13 protein-coding genes and 2 tRNA genes are annotated in these 16,399 nt (G+C 69.1%); 6 read left to right on the forward strand and 9 right to left on the reverse strand.

Annotated elements, in window-relative coordinates; all coding sequences use genetic code 11:
• Positions 1-242: 242 nt before the first annotated feature.
• Together ABD115_RS08640 and ABD115_RS08645 are read right to left on the reverse strand one after the other, a co-directional pair.
• Positions 243-316: transfer RNA gene (locus ABD115_RS08640), tRNA-Met, on the reverse strand.
• 28 nt (positions 317-344) lie between these two features.
• Positions 345-416: transfer RNA gene (locus ABD115_RS08645), tRNA-Thr, on the reverse strand.
• Between the two features lie 257 nt (positions 417-673).
• On the opposite strand from ABD115_RS08645, the gene ABD115_RS08650 reads away from it, so the two are divergent.
• Entirely contained in the window at positions 674-1,219 is a 546-nt protein-coding gene (locus tag ABD115_RS08650; protein ID WP_343960299.1) for a hypothetical protein, read from the forward strand.
• Here ABD115_RS08650 and ABD115_RS08655 read toward each other — a convergent pair.
• Positions 1,182-3,224, reverse strand: coding sequence for a YhgE/Pip family protein (locus ABD115_RS08655; protein ID WP_343960300.1), 2,043 nt, complete (start codon positions 3,222-3,224; stop codon positions 1,182-1,184). The genes ABD115_RS08650 and ABD115_RS08655 overlap by 38 nt on opposite strands.
• Positions 3,221-6,049, reverse strand: a complete 2,829-nt coding sequence (locus tag ABD115_RS08660; RefSeq protein WP_343960301.1) for an MMPL family transporter — start codon at positions 6,047-6,049, stop codon at positions 3,221-3,223. The genes ABD115_RS08655 and ABD115_RS08660 overlap by 4 nt, the downstream gene beginning before the upstream one ends.
• Positions 6,050-6,144: 95 nt before the next feature.
• Between ABD115_RS08660 and ABD115_RS08665 the strand changes: the two genes are divergently transcribed.
• A complete protein-coding gene (locus ABD115_RS08665) occupies positions 6,145-6,807 on the forward strand; it encodes a TetR/AcrR family transcriptional regulator (RefSeq protein WP_343960303.1) in 663 nt (220 codons plus the stop codon).
• Positions 6,808-6,883: 76 nt separating this feature from the next.
• Positions 6,884-7,489, forward strand: coding sequence for a dCTP deaminase (gene dcd, locus ABD115_RS08670; protein WP_343960304.1), 606 nt, complete (start codon positions 6,884-6,886; stop codon positions 7,487-7,489).
• 15 nt (positions 7,490-7,504) lie between these two features.
• On the opposite strand, the gene ABD115_RS08675 is transcribed toward dcd, so the two are convergent.
• The gene (locus tag ABD115_RS08675) at positions 7,505-7,960 is read right to left on the reverse strand and encodes an SRPBCC family protein (protein WP_343960305.1); all 456 of its coding nucleotides are present in this window, start codon (positions 7,958-7,960) and stop codon (positions 7,505-7,507) included.
• Positions 7,961-8,101: 141 nt separating this feature from the next.
• Positions 8,102-10,108, reverse strand: a complete 2,007-nt coding sequence (locus tag ABD115_RS08680; protein WP_343960306.1) for a bifunctional copper resistance protein CopD/cytochrome c oxidase assembly protein — start codon at positions 10,106-10,108, stop codon at positions 8,102-8,104.
• Positions 10,109-10,158: 50 nt separating this feature from the next.
• Between ABD115_RS08680 and ABD115_RS08685 the strand changes: the two genes are divergently transcribed.
• The gene (locus ABD115_RS08685) at positions 10,159-10,866 is read left to right on the forward strand and encodes a DUF1361 domain-containing protein (protein ID WP_343960308.1); all 708 of its coding nucleotides are present in this window, start codon (positions 10,159-10,161) and stop codon (positions 10,864-10,866) included.
• Positions 10,867-11,184: 318 nt separating this feature from the next.
• Here the strand turns inward: ABD115_RS08685 and ABD115_RS08690 are convergent, their stop codons facing one another.
• Both ABD115_RS08690 and ABD115_RS08695 read right to left on the reverse strand, forming a co-directional pair.
• Positions 11,185-12,693, reverse strand: a complete 1,509-nt coding sequence (locus ABD115_RS08690; RefSeq protein ID WP_343960310.1) for an APC family permease — start codon at positions 12,691-12,693, stop codon at positions 11,185-11,187.
• A 180-nt stretch (positions 12,694-12,873) separates the two neighbouring features.
• Positions 12,874-13,797 carry a VOC family protein gene (locus ABD115_RS08695; RefSeq protein ID WP_343960311.1) on the reverse strand — a complete coding sequence of 308 codons (924 nt, stop codon included), beginning with the start codon at positions 13,795-13,797 and terminating at the stop codon, positions 12,874-12,876.
• A gap of 124 nt (positions 13,798-13,921) precedes the next feature.
• Here ABD115_RS08695 and ABD115_RS08700 point away from each other — a divergent pair, with 124 nt between their 5' ends.
• Both ABD115_RS08700 and ABD115_RS08705 read left to right on the forward strand, forming a co-directional pair.
• Positions 13,922-14,416: a MarR family winged helix-turn-helix transcriptional regulator gene (locus ABD115_RS08700; protein ID WP_343960313.1), complete on the forward strand. Its 495-nt coding sequence runs from the start codon at positions 13,922-13,924 to the stop codon at positions 14,414-14,416.
• Entirely contained in the window at positions 14,413-15,249 is an 837-nt protein-coding gene (locus tag ABD115_RS08705) for a class I SAM-dependent methyltransferase (RefSeq protein WP_343960314.1), read from the forward strand. The genes ABD115_RS08700 and ABD115_RS08705 overlap by 4 nt, the downstream gene beginning before the upstream one ends.
• 129 nt (positions 15,250-15,378) lie before the next feature.
• Here ABD115_RS08705 and ABD115_RS08710 read toward each other — a convergent pair whose 3' ends face one another.
• A complete protein-coding gene (locus ABD115_RS08710) occupies positions 15,379-15,957 on the reverse strand; it encodes a thymidine kinase (RefSeq protein ID WP_343960315.1) in 579 nt (192 codons plus the stop codon).
• Positions 15,958-16,399 lie beyond the last annotated feature (442 nt).

The following is a 16,399-nucleotide window of genomic DNA, read 5'->3' on the forward strand; positions in this document are numbered from 1 at the left end:
CCGCAGCGGTTGGGCAGGGAGAGGGTGAGACACGCCCAACGCCATCCACACGTTTTGGCCGATAGCCCGCCGATAGCCCTCGTATGACGTGGGTCTTGACGCGGGTGAAGGGCTCTGGATCCGCAGCGGTTGGGCAGGGAGAGGGTGAGACACGCCCAACGCCATCCACACGTTTTGGCCGATAGCCCGGCAGAAACAACAAAACCCCCGGCTTGACCAGGGGTTTTAGCTGCGGCTTGTCGTAGCTGAGGCGGGGCTCGATCCCGCGACCTCACGATTATGAGTCGTGCGCTCTAACCAGCTGAGCTACTCAGCCATGATCTCCCGTGAGAGAAACAAGCCAGAGCCCCGACCGGGACTTGAACCCGGGACCCCTTCCTTACCATGGAAGTGCTCTACCGCTGAGCTATCAGGGCGTAGCCACGCGAGCGTGACAACCGTTAGAGCGTACCACCTTGTTGGTTCGAATGCGAATTCGGTGAGGTGCTCCCGGGCGTGCCGCGAACGCTGCCGCGCACGCCGCCAAGCACACGACCGCGCACACCGCCAAGCCCACAGGCAAACGAGCACCCCGACCTCTCCGGTTCGCCAGCGCCCGGCTTGGTAAGGTTGCGGCGAGCTGCGGTCGCATTCGCGGGCCCGCACGGAGCGCGTGTTGCGATGGGAGATCAGCGTGAAGAGTGTGTTCGTCACCGTTATGGGCCTGGTGCTCGCGGTGTGGATGTCGGCCGGACGTTGGTTCTTCGGCATCGGCGGCAGCCTCACCTGGTGGTACGTGCCGGCCATTGGGCTCACCTACGCCGTGCTGCTGCTCTGGGTGGGGCACCGCATGGCGGTCACCGAGCAGCGCGGGCGCCGCACCGGCAGGGCCGTGTGGGTCGCGCTGATTCTGTCGTGGGTGTGCGCGGTCGGGTTCGGCTTCACCGTGCCAGATAACGTCGGCGGCGAGCTCGATTCGATCATCAGCCACGCCTCGGGCTCGCAGTTCTCGGCCGAGATGTCGATCGCGCTGTGTAACCCGCTCGGCATTCTCGCGTTCTCGCTCGCGTTCGTTGCCCTCGGCTTCGCGATCGCGAACGGCCGCGAACCGCGCCCTGAAGAAGACGAGCTGCTCGACGCGGCCGAGGCCGCCGCCGAGCTCCGCATGGTGGAGCACCCGCTCATGCACCCGGTGCGGCCGGCTACCCCCGCCGAGCCCGCGCCACCGACCACCCCGTAAGCGCGACGCCCGCCGCACCCCAGAGCACGAGCAGCGCCGCCGCGCCGCCGGCCCCTCCGGCCCCCGCGGCGATCGCCTGGAACCCGGTGAAGGCCGCGCCGATGGGGCTCGCGTCGCCAACGGTTGCGAGCAGGCCGGGCACCGTCGAGACGATGCCGACGACGAACGCGACGACGAGCAGCGCGAACGCCGCAAACCGCCCGAAGCCGCCGAACCTCGCCGACAGCCCCTGCACGACGAGCGCGAACGCCACACCGGCGAGCACGGCGAGGCCGAAGAAGCCAGCTGCCTGCGCGAAACCGTAGCCGAGCGCGAGCGGCAGCACGATGCCGGCGATCGCGCCCTGCGCGGCGCCGAGCAGCACGGCTGGGCCGGCGCTGCGGGCCGTGATGGCGAGCACGCCCTTCGCGGCGTCGCGGGTGCGCGACCACAGCGGCGACAGCACGAGGAACGCGGCGAGCGCGCCCGCCCAGAGCGCGATGCCGGCGAACAGCGGCACCCCAGAGGCGTTAAACAGCTCGTCGCTGCCGCCCTCGCTCGTCACCGACTCGATTGCGGTGCCGGCCATGGTTTCGCGCTCGCGCTCCGTGTACTTCGGAATCTGCGTTGCCGCCTCGACGAGCCCGTCGGCGAGCTCCTGCGTGCCGGTTGCAGCGGCGCCGGCGCCCTCGGCGAGCTTGCCGGCACCGCCCGCGAGCTCCCCCGCGCCGTCGGCGACCTGTGAGACTCCGCCTGCGAGCTCCTGCGCGCCCGCGGCGAGCGCCGGGGTCTGGCCCGCGAGCTGGGAGACGCCTCCTGCGAAGGTCGACACGCCCCCGGCGAAGCTGTGGGCGCCCGCCGCGAAGTCTTCGGCGCCCGTGGCGAGCTCGGCCTGGCCGTTCGCAGCCGCGCGCGCCCCGGTCGCGAGGTCGGCGCCGGCCTGTCGCAGCTGCACGAGCTGCGATTCGTTGCTGCCGCCGGCCGCGCCGCTGACCTCGGCGATCGCCTTGTCGAGCGTCGCGAGCACGTCGGCCTTCGGGTACTCGGGCGGAAAGAGCTCTTCGGGCAGCGCGTCGATGCTCGCCCTGAGCTGCTGCAGCGGCTCGAGCGCCTGCCCGGCGCCCGCGATCACGGTGTCGAGCACGCCGTTGACGAGCCCGGTGTACTGCTCCACGCCACCGGCGAGCTGCGCGCTGCCGTTGGCCGAGGCGCGGGTGCCGGTTGCGAGATCTGTCGCGCCGGCGGCGAGGCCGGCCGCGCCGCCGCTCAGCGCCTGCCCGCCTGTGGCGAGCTGCTGAGTGCCCTGCACGAGCTCGGAGGCGCCGCCCGCAAGCTGCTGCGCGCCGCCCGAGAGCTGCTGCACGCCGTCGGCGAGGCCGGTGGTGCCTGTCGCGAGCTCGCCCGCGCCGCTCGCGAGCTGCTTGCTGCCGTCGGCGAGCTGGCCGGCGCCGTCGGCGGCGCTCTGCACGCCGTCGCCGAGGGTCGACATGCCGACGAACACGCTGCCGATGAACTGCTCGCCGAGCTGCTGGTTGAGCACGCGGGTCGCGGTCTGGGTGACGATGCCAGAGAGGGCGGTGTCGAGCAGCCTGCCGCGGTCGCTCTCGGCGATGTGGATCGTTGCCTGGCGCGCCTCCTCAGGCCCGCCGGCGAGCGAGGTCGCGGCCGCAGAGAAGCCCTTCGGAATGGTGATGGAGGTGGCGAAGCGCCCGTCTTTCAGGCCCGCCGCCGCGTCTTCCGCGTCGGTGAGCACCCAGGTGAAGTTCTGCCCCGCGCCCGCGGCGTCGCCCGACCCGCCCGCAATCAGCTCGGCGGCGAGCACGCGCCCGAGCGGCACGAGCTGGCCGTCGACCTCGACGGGCTCGTCTTGGTTCACGACGGCGGCGGTGACGGTGTCGAGCCTGTCGCTCGGGTTCCACAGCCCCCAGAGAAACAGCCCTGCGACGGTGAGCGGCACGAGCAGCAGCCCGAGCAGTGTCGTCCAGCTGATGCGCTTGCCGCGCAGCGGCGTGAGTGCGGGGGTCATCGTGCGCCCTCCAGTTCGTGGCGGTCGGTCGGGTCGGTCGCGGCTTCGTGCGTAGCGGCCGAGGCCGGGCGGCTGCCCGGCGCGGTCGCGGCGACACAGCCCTCGGGCAACAACGCCTCGGCGGCGGCCCGCGCGCCGAGCACCACGAGCACCGGCGGCGCAGCGGACGTGGCGCCAGCGCCGCCCGCGGCGCCGCGTTCGACCTGCCAGGCGGCGAGGGCCGAGCGCGCGTCGCTCACGGTCGCGGGCTGCAGCGGCGTGAGCTCGGCATCGCGCAGGTCGAGCACGAGGAGCGCTGGTCGGTCGCGCAGTGCCTGCCTGAGCGCCCCGGGGTCAGCCCAGGCCGAGCGGGCCCTGAGCGAGCTCGCGCGCTCGGGCAGCAGCAGCCCGTCGACCTTGAGGGTGCCCGCGACAACCCTGCCGCGCCCCGACAGCACCCTGGCGAGCGGCAGGCTCGCCTGGTCGCGCGGGTCGAGCACGAGCGCCTCGCCCGCACGCAGCCGAAGGTCTGCGACGACGAGGCTGCGATCCGCCCCGCGCAGCGTCAGTCGCTCGGATGCGATGCGCGCGCCCGGCATGTCTGCCGGCCACTCGGCGTGCGCGAGCTCGCGCGCGAGCCCCTCGCCCTCGACGTCGAACGACGGCAGCAGCTTCGCGAGCCAGCGCGGCATCTGCCACGCCCTGTCGCCGAGCAGCGCGAGCACCGCCGGCACGAGCGTCATGCGCACGATGAACGCGTCGACGAACACGCCGACCGCGAGGCCGAGCGCGATCACCTTGATGCTCGGGTCGCCGGCCGGCACGAACGCGGCAAACACGGCGATCATGATGAGCGCGGCCGCGGTGACCACCTTCGCCGAGCCGATGAAGCCGCGGTGGATCGCGCGCTGCGCGTCGCCGCCGTGCACGTACTCCTCGCGCATGCGGGCGACGAGAAACACCTCGTAGTCCATCGCCAGCCCGAACAAGACGCCCATCAGAATGATCGGCATGAAGCTGAGCACGGGCCCGGTCGAGCTCACCTGCAGCACCTCTGACAGCCAGCCCCACTGGAACACGGCGACGACGGCACCGAACGCGACGCCGACGGAGAGCAGGTAGCCGAGGGTCGCCTTGATCGGCACCCACACGGAGCGGAACACCATCGCGAGCAGCACGAGCGACAGCCCGACAACGAAGATGCCGAACGGCAACAGCGCCGTCATGAGCTGCGCCGAGACGTCGATGCCCACGGCGGTGAAGCCGGTGACGGCGAGGCTCACGCCGTACCTGTCTTCCCACTCATCGTGGTGCGATCTGAGCTCGTTGACGAGTTCGGTCGTGCTCGCAGCGTGCGCGCCCTCCTCGGGGATCACCTGAATGATGCCGGTGTCGGCCCCCTGGTTTGGGGTCGCGAGCGGCACCTCGGCGACGCCGGGAATCTGCTCGACCTCGCGCTTGAGGTCATCCATCAGCCCGAGCGGGTCGGTGCTCGAGATGATCGACCCGGTGAGTAGCAGCGGGGCGTTGAAGCCCTCGCCGAAGTGCTCGCCCGTGAGCTCGTGGGTGACGCGCGCCGGGTCGTCGACCGCGAGCGAGGTCGCGTCGGGCAGCGCGAGCCTGAGCTGCAGCGCCGGGATTGCGCCGACGCCGAGCGCGATGAGCACCGCGAGGATCGTGACGATCGGGCGCTTCGTCGCGCCGCGCACCCAGCTCGCGAAGAACCTGTCTGCGCGGGTCTGCTGCGGCGCGACCGGGGCCCCGTTCGCTGGCGCAGGATCCGCGGCCGGTGCCTGCTTCGGGCGGTGTCGTTTCGGCAGGATCCGCATCCCAGCCATCGACAGCACCGCTGGTGTCAGCGTGACCGCGATAAGCACCGCGACGGCGACCGCTGCGGCCGCAGCGACACCGAGCGCGGTGAGGAACGGGATGCGCGCGACGGCGAGGCCGACGAGCGCGATGATGACCGTGAGCCCGGCGAACACGACGGCGGAGCCCGAGGTCGCAGTCGCCCGCGCGATCGACTCGCGCACGCCGAGCCCGGCCCGCAACTGCTCCTGATGCCTGCTCACGATGAACAGCGTGTAGTCGATGCCGACCGCGAGCCCGAGCATGAGGGCGAGCATCGGCGTCGTCGACGTGAGGTCAACAAACGCGGTGACGAAGAAAAGCCCCGCGATCGACACACCGACGCCGATGAGCGCGATGATGAGCGGCATGCCGGCCGCGATGAGCGAGCCGAGCGTGAGGATGAGCACGACGAACGCGACAACCACGCCGATCGCCTCGGTCGGGCTGAGCCCCGGCACCGCGGCCGAGAACATCTCGCCGCCGTAGGCGACCTCGGCGTCTTCCGGCAGCCGGTCGCGCAGCGCGTCGGTCGCGGCGGCGATGCCCTCCGATGTCTGCGCGTCGACGCTCGTCATCTCGCCCTCGATCTGCACGCGCATGAGCAGCGCGCGGCCGTCTGGCGAGATTTCGGTGTTCGCCGCGGCCTCTGCACCTGTGCCGAACGGGGTGAGCACGCCCGTGACGCCGGGGAGCGGATCGAGGTCGTCTGCCGCCGCGAGCACGGCGGAGCGGTACGGGTCGGCCTCCGGATCCGCGCCCTCCGGCGCAACCACGACGATCGTCGCGCTCGTGCCGCTCACCTCTGGGAAGGTGTGCGACAGCGAAGTGATCGCGTCTTGCGCCTCTGTGCCCGGGATCGTGATCGGGGCGTCGGCGCCCTTGCCGAGCGTCAGCGCGCCCGTCGCGAGCAGCGCGAGCAGCACGAGCCAGATGGTGAGCACGAACCACTTCGCGCGGGCGGCCCAGCGCCCGAGGGCGTAGAGTGCGGAAGACATGTGTTCCCCTCGGTGCGGCATTCGATACAGGAGTGTATCCTTTTCGATACAGTACTGTATCCGTTGAGCCTGTTGAAAAACTGTGAGGAGGCGATATGACCGAGCCAGCTTCGGCGCACGAAGCCGACCACGTGAGCGCCAGGCGCCGCGAGACCCGAACCCGGCTGCTCGACGCAGCTGCCGAGGTGTTCGCCGAGGTCGGCATTCAGGGGGCGTCGGTCGAGCGCATCTGCGCACGGGCAGACTTCAGCCGCGGGGCGTTCTACTCGAACTTCTCGTCGAAGGAGCAGCTCTTCCTCGCCCTGCTCGAGCGCGAGTACGAGCAGCGCGCGAACCAGATTCGCGTGCGGGCCGCCGAGCTCACCGAGTGCCTCACCGCGAACGAACACCCGCCGACCCGCGAAGACGCGGCCGGCTACGTGACGGCGTTCCTCTCGCCGAGCGGCAACGAGTCGTCGTGGTTCACGCTCGAGACCGAGTTTCTGCTGCTCGCGCTGCGCGACCCCGAGGGCGAGGTGCAGCACGTCGACTTCAACCTGCAGTTTCGGCACGAGCTCAGCAACGTCGTCGAGTCGATCGTGCTCGCCGCAGGCCGTCGCTTCATCGTTCCCGTCGACCGCTCCCTCACGATTCTCGCCGGCGTGTACGAGCGGGCCGTGCGGGTGAGCGCGCTCAGCGGCTTCGATGCCCCCGAGGGCGTGAACGAGCTCGGCTCTCGCTTCGCAGAGCTGCTGTTCACAATCACCGAGCCGGTCTAGCGGCGGCCCCCAACCACAGCGGCACTGCGCCACCGGGTCACTGCGCCGTCGCAGACCGTGCCGCTACAATCGAGGGGTGCTGCTTTCAGACCGCGATATCAATGCCGAGCTCGGCGCAGGCCGCATCAAGCTCACCCCGAGCGAGCCCTCGATGGTGCAGCCGTCGAGCGTCGACGTGCGCTTCGACCGCTACGTGCGCCTCTTCGATAACCACAAGTACGCGCTCATCGACCCCGCCGAAGACCAGCCAGAGCTCACCCGGCTCGTCGAGGTCGACCCCGACGAGGGGTTCATTCTGCACCCCGGCGAGTTCGTGCTCGGGTCGACCTACGAGCTCGTCGGCCTGCCAGACGACATCGCCGCCCGGCTCGAGGGCAAGAGCTCGCTCGGCAGGCTCGGCCTGCTCACGCACTCGACCGCGGGCTTCATCGACCCAGGCTTCGAGGGGCACATCACCCTTGAGCTATCGAATGTGTCGACGCTGCCGATTCGGCTGTGGCCCGGCATGAAGATCGGTCAGCTCTGCTTCTTCAGGCTCTCCTCGCCCGCCGAGCGCCCCTACGGCGCCGGGGCGACCTTCTCGCGCTATCTCGGCCAGCGCGGGCCGACGGCATCGAGGTCGCACCTCAACTTTCACCGCGTCGACGTCACCGGCACCACCGAGGGCGCGCCCGGCAACTAGCGTCGCTGCGGCCCGCTACCGGGCCGCCTCGGCGATGCGCAGCACCTCATCGAAGAAGAGCTGCCACCCCTGGAGCGTCGCGGCCTTCTGCTCGTGCGGAAAGTCGGGCGTCTCTTGCGTCATATGCAGCGAGGCGCCGCCGTCTGCCGGGTAGATTGCGACAGTCACGAGCACCTCTTTCGCCCCCTCGCCGGGCACATCCGTCAGGGTGAAGTCGAAGCGTGAGGGCGCCTCGACGCGCACGAAGCCGCCCTGCCAGTCGATCGTGTTGTTGTCGGGGAGCAGCATCTGCGCGCGCCACCTGCCGCCCTCGGCCGGGGCGAAATCCAGGCGATCGGCGGGCACGACGACGTCTGCGCCGCCAAACCACTCGGCGAACGACTCGGCCTCGGTGAGCGCCGCGAACACCGCCTCGGGCGACGCCTCCGTCGTACGATCGATCTCGATGCCCGTTTGCGTGACTCCGGTCATGCTGGCCCCTCTCAACGTTCGCGGCTGCCGCGACGTTGGCTTCGGTGCCTGCACACAGGCCCCTCCGCTTTGCGACACCCCTGGTAGTCAGAGACTACTGTGCGCGCCTGCGACACGAAAGCCCCGCGCTGAACCGCAGCGCTAGGGAGTCGCGTCGCGCTTCGCATCGAGCTTCGCGTCGCGCTCGGCCTGCGCCGCGAGCATCGCGTTGTAGGCCTCGAGCTGCGAGTCGCCCGAGCGATCCTCGGCGCGGTCTTTTCGCTTCTGCTCCTTCGTGTCGCTGCGCGACCACTGCACCGCAACAACGAGCGCGAGCGCGAGCGTCGGGAGCTCGCCAATGCCCCAGGCGATTCCGCCGCCGGTGGCTTGATCCGCCAGCGGATCCGCCCCCCACGTGCGGCCCATCGCGCCGAACCAATCCGACAGGAAGAGCGAATCTCCCGTCATTATCGTGACGCCGAAGAACGCGTGCGAGGCCATCGTCGCGAAGAGAATGACCAGGCGCAGTGGGTACGGGGCGCGGTTCGGCACCGGATCCACCCCGATCATCGTGAGGCTGAAGAGGTAGCCCGAGATCAAGAAGTGAATGATCATCCACTGGTGGCCGAGGTGCTCCGAGGTTGCCCAGCGCAGAATCGGCGAGAAGTAGAACACCCACAGCGACCCCACAAAGATCGCCGCGGCCACCACCGGGTTCGTCACGAACTTCGACCACGGCGTCTGCAGCCCCCACATCACCCATTCACGGGTGCCCCAGGAGCCGTCGTTGCGCTTGTCGACCGCGCGCAGCAGCAGCGTCACGGGAGCGCCGAGCACGAGCACGAGCGGAATGAGCATCGTGAACATCATGTGGCCGAGCATGTGCACGCTGAACAGGTACTGCTCGTAGGCGTTGAGCGCACCGTTCGTCGAGTAGAAAAGGAACAGCATGCCGAGCACCCACGCGATCGTGCGGCCCACCGGCCAGCTGTCGCCGCGGCGCTTCAGCCTGATCACACCGGCGAGGTAGAACGCAATGCCGAAGAACGCGACGAGGCCCCAGGCGAGATCGAACTTCCACTCGGTGACGTAACTCATCGGCGTGAGCTCGGGCGGCAGCGGGTCGCCGGTGAGAATCTCGGCGGGCGACGCCCCAATAGCCTCATCGGCGGGCTCAAGCGGCACCGGCGTCGCCGTGCGGCCGAGCGCACCAGCGATGCCGCTCGCCAGGCCCATGAGCGCGAGCTCCGCGACCACGAACCACGCGAACACGCGCGCCCCCCGATCGCTCGTCGCGATGCGCGGAATGAGGCGCTGACGGTGCGCGGCACCGAACGCGCCGAGGCCAACGAGCGCGATCGCCTTGAGCACCACGAGCTTGCCATAGCCGGTGCCGAACAGTGCGTCGAACGTGCCGATGCGCAGCCAGGCGCTCACGATGCCCGACGCACTCACCGCGATGAATGCGATGAGCGCAATGCCCGAGTAGCGCGACACCAACAGCGCGAGCCGGTCGCGCTTCACCGAGTTCGAGATGAAGATCAGCACCATCAAGCCGCCGAGCCACACGGCCGCACCGACGAGGTGCACGAGCAGCGAGTTCACGGCCTGGCTGTGCCCCGAGGCTCCAGCCGCGTGCCCCTGCTGGGCAAGCGGCAGCGTCGTGAACAGCGCGAGCACCAGCACGAGCAGCGTGAGCTTGCGGCCACGAACCGCGAACGCGAACACCGTCGTGACTGCGGCGATGAGTAGCTCCCACAGCCAGAGTTGGCCGAGCTCGACCTCGGTGACGAACTGGGCGAGACCGGCGCCGAAGGCTGGCGAAGCCGAGAACGGCATCGAGGCGAGGTCGCTGTAGGTAAAGATCAGCGTCGCACCCGAGGCGACGGTGAGCACCGCGGCTGAGCCGGCGGCGACGTCAAGCGCGATGCGGTACTCGCGGCGCTCGGCCGAAAACGCCCACACCGCCATCACCAACGAGCCGACGAGGCCCGCGACCGCGATGTTCACGACGGTGCGCAGCAGCGGAATGCCAATGCGCACGACCGTGCCAGGGTCGGCGAGCGCGCGCTCGTTCGCTGCCCCGCCGATCGCAAGCCCCCAGAAGACAGCAGCGAGGGTCGCTGCGAGCAGCACGGCAGGGGCGATCACGCGAATGAAACGGGGCACCCCTCTAGCCTACGCGGGCCCACCTGACTACCCGCACCTAAGCTGGTCGCATGCTGTTTCTTTTCATCGGCGCCGCAATTCTCAACGTGTACGCCGCGACCCTCGTGGTGCTGCGCTCCGCGGTCTACCGCACCCGCCTCTATCGGCCGATGCTCTGGAACATTATGCTCTCGGCTTTGCCGATTCTGCTGCTCGCGCTCGCCTTCATCGCGCTCGTCGGGCTGCTTCCCGTCAACCGCGTGCTCGCCTACGCGCTCGTGACGGTGCTCGGCGTCGCCTGGCTGCTCATGCTGCCCAACGCGAGCTACCTGATCACTGAGCTCAACCAGTCGCACCGAGCCGAGGACGACCCAGTGCCGCTGTGGTACGACATCATTTTGGTGATCTCGCTCGCCATGAGCGGGGTGATCAACACGATCGTCAACGTGTTCGTGGCGCAACTGCTGTACAGCGTGATTCTCTTCGACGACCGCGCGGTGTCGTTCTTCAGGCCCCGCTCGATGATTATGCTCGCGGTCGTGCTGCTGCTCGTGGGCCTCGGCATGTACCTCGGCCGCTATCTCAGGCTGAATAGCTGGGACGTGCGGCACCCGGCCGCCCTCGTCACGAAGGTGGTGACGCACTTTCGCGAGCGTGGCAATGCGCTGGCCTGCTTCGGGTTCACCCTCACCTATGCGCTGTTCATCGGCATTCTGTATCTCACGATTGTGACGCCTATTGTGATGGGGATCTACGAGCTCGAGCTCGCCCGGCAGTAGGGGTTGGGGGCGGCCTGGGGCCGGGGCCTGGGGCTTGGGGCCGGGGCCTGGGGCTTGGGGCCGGGGCCACCCCGCGCTGCGCTCCCTAGGTATTCTGCACAACCAAGGCCCCAAACCCCGCCACGCTACCGACCCTGCGCAGATCACCTAGGCAGTGCAGCGGGGCAGGGGCAGGGCCAGGGGCAGGGGCAGGGCCAGGGGCAGGGGCAGGGGCAGGGGCAGGGCCAGGGGCAGAGAGCAGAGGGCAGGGGCCGAGTGCAGCGGGCCGCACCCCGCACCCGGCACCCCGCACCCGGCACCCACCCCCGCGCAGGCCCCCTACTGCACCTCCACCCGCCCGGTGCGGCGCCGAATCTCGGCGGCAACCTCGCGCGCATCGCCCTCTGGCGCCGTCGACTTCTTGTCGGGGCGTGCGGTGAACAGGTACAGCAGGCCCGATACGAGCACGACCGCCAGGCCGATGAGCACGACGTAGTTCTGGAAGAACGTGCCGCCAGAGTCGGGCTTCGCGAGCAGCACGATGGCGAACACCCCGTACGCGAGCGCCGCGATGTTCACCACGAGCCCGAGGCCGCCGAGCGAGAACGGGCCAGCGGGCCGCCACCCCTTGAAGCGCTGCCTGAGGGCGGCAAGCACCACCATCTGGAAGGCGACGTAGATGCCGAGGATGGCGAATGAGGTGACCGGCACGAGAATACCGTCATTGAAGTAGATGAGCACGCAGATCAGCGCGGGCACGGTGCAGGCAACGATGAGCGCGTTCGTCGGCACCTTGCTGCGCGGCGACACCTTCGAGAGCCAGGTGTGGCCGGGGAGCATGCCGTCGCGGGCGAACGAGTAGAGCAGCCGGGAGGCCGCGGCCTGCAGGCTCAGCACGCACGACACGAACGCGAGCACGGTGACGACGAGAAAGACCTTCGCACCGACAGTGCCGAGCGTCGACTCGAGAATTGCGGGGATCGGGTCTGCGATCTCGCCCGACACGATGCCCTCGAGGTCTGGGGCCGCGAGCACGTAGCCCGCGAACGAGAACAGCGCCGAGACCGCGCCGACGAGAATCGTCATCATCATCGCGCGGGGAATGCGGCGAGCCGGGTCGGCCACCTCTTCTGCGACGTCGCCGCAGGCCTCAAAGCCGTAAAACAGGAACAGGCCGGCGAGCGCCGATGCGAGGAACACGGGAACATACGACCCCTCACCCTCGACCCCCATCGTGTCGAAAAACACCGAGAACTCCTGCTTGCGCTGGAAGATGAGCAGGTACAGGCCGAGCCCGATCACGCCGATGAGCTCGGCGGCGAGGCCGATGCGCGCGATGCGTGCGAGCCCCTTCGTTCCCGAAAAGTTGATGAGCAGCGCGAACAGCAGCAGCCCGAGCGCGGTGAACAGCGTCGTCTCGGCGTTGAGCTCGATGCCGAAGAGGCTCGTAATGAAGCCCGCGCCAAACTCGGCGACCGAGGTGATCGTGACGATCATTGCCCAGATGTAGACCCAGGCCGCCATCCACGCGTAGCGCCTGCCCCAGAGCCTGCGGGCCCACGGGTACACGCCGCCGTGAATCGGGTACTGCGACACGACCTCGCCGAACACGAGCGACACGAGCAACTGCCCGCAGGCAACGATGACGATCCACCAGATCGAGGGTGGGCCGCCCGTCGAGAGCGCGACCGCGAGCAGCGAGTAGACGCCGACGAGCGGCGACAGGTAGGTGAAGCCGAGCGCGAAGTTCGCCCAGAGGCTCATGGAGCGGTCGAATTTGCCCTCGTAGCCGAGAACTTGGAGGTGCTCGTCGTCGGCGAGCAGCGACTCCGGTGGGGTTGCAGACATAGCGATGCCTTGCCTTTCTGATCTTCGTTGATCTGGGCTCTCGCGAGCCCTGTTGAGCAGCGTAGAACTCGATGAGCTCACCCGCACGGGCGAATTCGCACGCCTCGCAAGCACTTCACTGTGCAAAAACGGCGGTGCGCGACGCCCGTCGAAGCACTCGGGTACCAGCCCGCCCGCGGGCTAGGCCGACAGCAGGTCGTCGGCGGTCGGCGCCGGCAGTGCGACCGTGACCTGCGTGCCCCACGGATCCGCCACGACAACCGCCCGCCCCGTGTCTGCGAACGCCAGCCCGCGCTCCTTGAGCCTGGCGGCGAGCGCGTCGAGATCTTCGCGGCCAGGCAGCGTGATCGCGACGTCTGCGAGCCCGAGGCTCGCCGCCCGGGGGCCCGCACCCTGACTGTTCCAGACGTTCATCGCGACGTGGTGGTGGTAGCCGCCCGCGGAGGCGAACAGCGCCGAGGGAATCGCGGTCGCGGTTGCTTCGAACCCGAGCGCGCCGACGTAGAACTCGCGCGCCCTGGCGACGTTACCGACCTGCAGGTGCACGTGACCGACGCTCCCGGCCCGCTCGGCTGCGCCGGCGAGCACCGCCTCGTCGAGGTGCGCCTGCAGGTACGCGTTCGGGTCGAGCCGCAGCGTATCCATTTGGATCTCGCCGCGGTCGTAGCGCCACTCGGCGCGCGGGCGGTCGACGTAGAGCTCGATGCCGTTGCCCTCGGGGTCGGTGAAATAGAAGGCCTCGCTCACGAGGTGATCGCTCGAGCCCGCGAAGCGGCTGCGCGGGTCTTGCGCGGCGCGGTACACGGTCGCGGCGAGGCTCGCGGCGTCGGCGAAGAGAAAGGCGGTGTGAAAAAGGCCCGCGTCGCGGGGGCCCGCCACGGGAAGATCGGGGGTGTGGATCAGCCGCACCATCGGCACAGCCCCGCGCCCCAGCACGCGCTGCACCTGCCCGGCGTGGGCGCGCTCCGCGAGCGGCACGAGCGCGAGCGCCCGCTCGTAGTAGTCGCTCATGAGCTCGAGGTCGCCGACGCGCAGCGTCACGGCCCCCATCGCGAGGCCAGCCGAGAGCGTCTGATCGGAGACCGGAGTTGGGTACTGATCCATGGTTGCCTTCCGAGGTGCGGCGCGGGCTCGCTTGCGGATCCGCGGGTACCGATTTTGGTTGTTGCTACAAGTAATATCGTACCCCATTAACTTGTAGGTGCAACTAAATTGCTACGATGGTGCCATGAGCCTCCCCCTCAGCCCGGCCGAGAGCGTCGCGGTTGCTCGCCTGCACGCGCTGCTCGAGCTCCTGCCAGCCGCGCTCGACAAGCGGCTCGGGGTGGGCGGCGTCACGGCTTTCGAGCACACGCTGCTCGATGCGCTCTCCCACCGCGGGCAGGAGCCGATGCGGCTGAGCGAGCTCGCGCGCCAGACGAACGCGACGCTCCCCCGCACCTCGCGCGTCGCGACCGGTCTCGAAAAGCGGGGCCTCATCACACGCTCGACCTGCCCCGAAGACGGCCGCGCAACCAACGCGGCGCTCACCTCGCTCGGCACCGACACGCACGCACGCTCGCGGGTGCTGTACGCTAACGCCGTTCGCGAACTCGTCTTCGCAGGCCTCGAGCAGCTGCCGGGCGGCGGCATCGCGCAGCTCACCGCACTGAGCTCCGCGGTGCTCGCGAACCTCGACCCCGAGCACCCAGCAGGCCCCACCGAAAGCAGCAACGCCCGATGAACATCGACAACTACCTCGCAGCAAACGAGGCAAACTGGAACGACCGGGCCGGCCTCCACGCGGCTCGCGACGGCTCGGGCTACGGCGTTGGCCGGTATATCGACGACCGCACCGCGCTCTCTGACGTCGTGGAGTTCGACCGCCAGTTGCTTGGCGACATTGCCGGGCTGAGCGCAGTGCACCTGCAGTGCCACATTGGCACCGACACGATCTCCCTCGCACGGCTCGGCGCGAACGTCACCGGGCTCGATTTCTCGGCGGCTTCGATCGCAGAGGCCACGCAGCTCGCGCGCGACACCGGCGACTCGGTGCAGTTCGTGCAATCTGACGTGCACCGGGCGCTCGACGCCCTCCCGGCAGGCAGCTTCGACCTCGTCTACACGGGCATCGGCGCGCTCTGCTGGCTCCCCAGCGCACGCGCCTGGGCTGCGGTCGTCTCGGACCTGCTCGCGCCCGGGGGCGCGCTTCACCTGCGCGAGGCGCACCCGATTCTCTGGGCAATGGACGAGTCACTCACTGACGACCTCTTTTTGCGCCACCCCTACTTCGAGCACGCAGAGCCGCTCGAGTGGGATGACACCGAGACGTACGTGCCGACGGCGACACCGCTCACCGCCACAAAGACCTACGAGTGGAACCACTCGCTCGGCGAGATCGTCACCGCGCTCATTGAGAGCGGGCTGCGCATCGAGCTGCTCATCGAACACGAGAGCGTGCCGTGGGAGGCGCTCCCCGGCCAGATGACCCTCGGCACCGACGGCGAGTGGCGCCTCACGGAGCGCTCGGGCGTCGCGCCGCTGAGCTACACGCTGCGGGCGGTCAAGCCGGCGTAGGGCGAGGCGTAGCGTGAGGCGCTGTGGCGTGCGGCGGGCGCTGTGGCGTGCGGCGGGTGCTGTGGCGTGCGGCGGGTGCTGCGCGGCGGCGCGGCGGCGCGGGCGAAGCGGCCCTGGTTTGGCCGAAGGCTACGCCCACGTTGCGCCGGCAGCGGTGCGCTCGCGCTGATGGCAGGCCGCGCAGACCGACTCGTATTCGACCGAGCCATCGTCGATCGCGACCTGGTCGCCGTCAAACACCGGCGATCCGTTCACCTTACGCAGGTTCATCGTCGCCTTTGAGCCACACTGGCACAGTGTACGAATCTCCTCAATCTCATGCGCGATGCTGAGGAGCCTCGCGGCCCCGGGGAAGCTGTCGCCCCGAAAATCTGTGCGCAGACCGTAGGCGATCACGGTGACGCCGACCCGCACCGCGACATCGAGCAACGCATTTGCCTGGCGCTCAGAGAGAAACTGCGCCTCGTCGACAAGAATCACGTCGAGGTCACCGTCGCCCACGGGGAGCGCGTCGCCGTCTGCCCACAGAAAATCGACGGGGCGCTCGACACCGAGGCGCGAGATAACCCGGTCGCCTCCCTTCGAGTCGACGGCCGGCTTCACGATCAGCATCTGCTTGCCGAGCGACTCATAGTTGTGCCCGACCTGGAGCAGCGCGACGCTCTTGCCAGCGTTCATCGCCGCGTACCGGAAATGCAGTTTTGCCATGCTCGGATTTTACCGCCTGGGGGCGCCCCGCGGGGCCTCGCGCTCATGAGCCGGGGGCTTTCAGCTAGCGGCGGGGCACTTCTGGGTGACACACGCTCCCGAACACCTGATTCGAATTACATTTGTGTAGTTTTCGGAGCTACGTTCTACATTCTTAGATTTCTCCCGGTCAGGAGTCCACATTCCACAGGCCACTGTGGATAACTTGTTGGCAACTCTCGAATTTAAGCTATGAGTTATCCACATTGTTGGGGATAACGTGTGGACAAGTTTGGAGCAAGGTCGCCGCGGCCACCCCTCAACCCTCGCCTTGCCTCCGAGGTCGCCGGGGCCGCCACCGTCGCCGCGGCCACGCCAACCGCCGCGGCCACGCCGACCGCCGCGGCCGCCCCTCAACCCTCGCCTTGCCTCCGAGAAGGGGGTGACGTTTTGCAAACCAACG

Source organism: Leucobacter albus, from assembly GCF_039528015.1.
Classification (GTDB): domain Bacteria; phylum Actinomycetota; class Actinomycetes; order Actinomycetales; family Microbacteriaceae; genus Leucobacter; species Leucobacter albus.

What these genes read in the sequence shown, in the direction of transcription:
- ABD115_RS08655 (WP_343960300.1), bottom strand. Translation starts at nt 3,224, where the DNA reads ATGACCCCCGCACTCACGCCGCTGCGCGGCAAGCGCATCAGCTGGACG.
- ABD115_RS08660 (WP_343960301.1), bottom strand. Translation starts at nt 6,049, where the DNA reads ATGTCTTCCGCACTCTACGCCCTCGGGCGCTGGGCCGCCCGCGCGAAG.
- ABD115_RS08665 (WP_343960303.1), top strand. Translation starts at nt 6,145, where the DNA reads ATGACCGAGCCAGCTTCGGCGCACGAAGCCGACCACGTGAGCGCCAGG.
- ABD115_RS08675 (WP_343960305.1), bottom strand. Translation starts at nt 7,960, where the DNA reads ATGACCGGAGTCACGCAAACGGGCATCGAGATCGATCGTACGACGGAG.
- ABD115_RS08685 (WP_343960308.1), top strand. Translation starts at nt 10,159, where the DNA reads ATGCTGTTTCTTTTCATCGGCGCCGCAATTCTCAACGTGTACGCCGCG.
- ABD115_RS08690 (WP_343960310.1), bottom strand. Translation starts at nt 12,693, where the DNA reads ATGTCTGCAACCCCACCGGAGTCGCTGCTCGCCGACGACGAGCACCTC.
- ABD115_RS08695 (WP_343960311.1), bottom strand. Translation starts at nt 13,797, where the DNA reads ATGGATCAGTACCCAACTCCGGTCTCCGATCAGACGCTCTCGGCTGGC.
- ABD115_RS08700 (WP_343960313.1), top strand. Translation starts at nt 13,922, where the DNA reads ATGAGCCTCCCCCTCAGCCCGGCCGAGAGCGTCGCGGTTGCTCGCCTG.
- ABD115_RS08705 (WP_343960314.1), top strand. Translation starts at nt 14,413, where the DNA reads ATGAACATCGACAACTACCTCGCAGCAAACGAGGCAAACTGGAACGAC.
- ABD115_RS08710 (WP_343960315.1), bottom strand. Translation starts at nt 15,957, where the DNA reads ATGGCAAAACTGCATTTCCGGTACGCGGCGATGAACGCTGGCAAGAGC.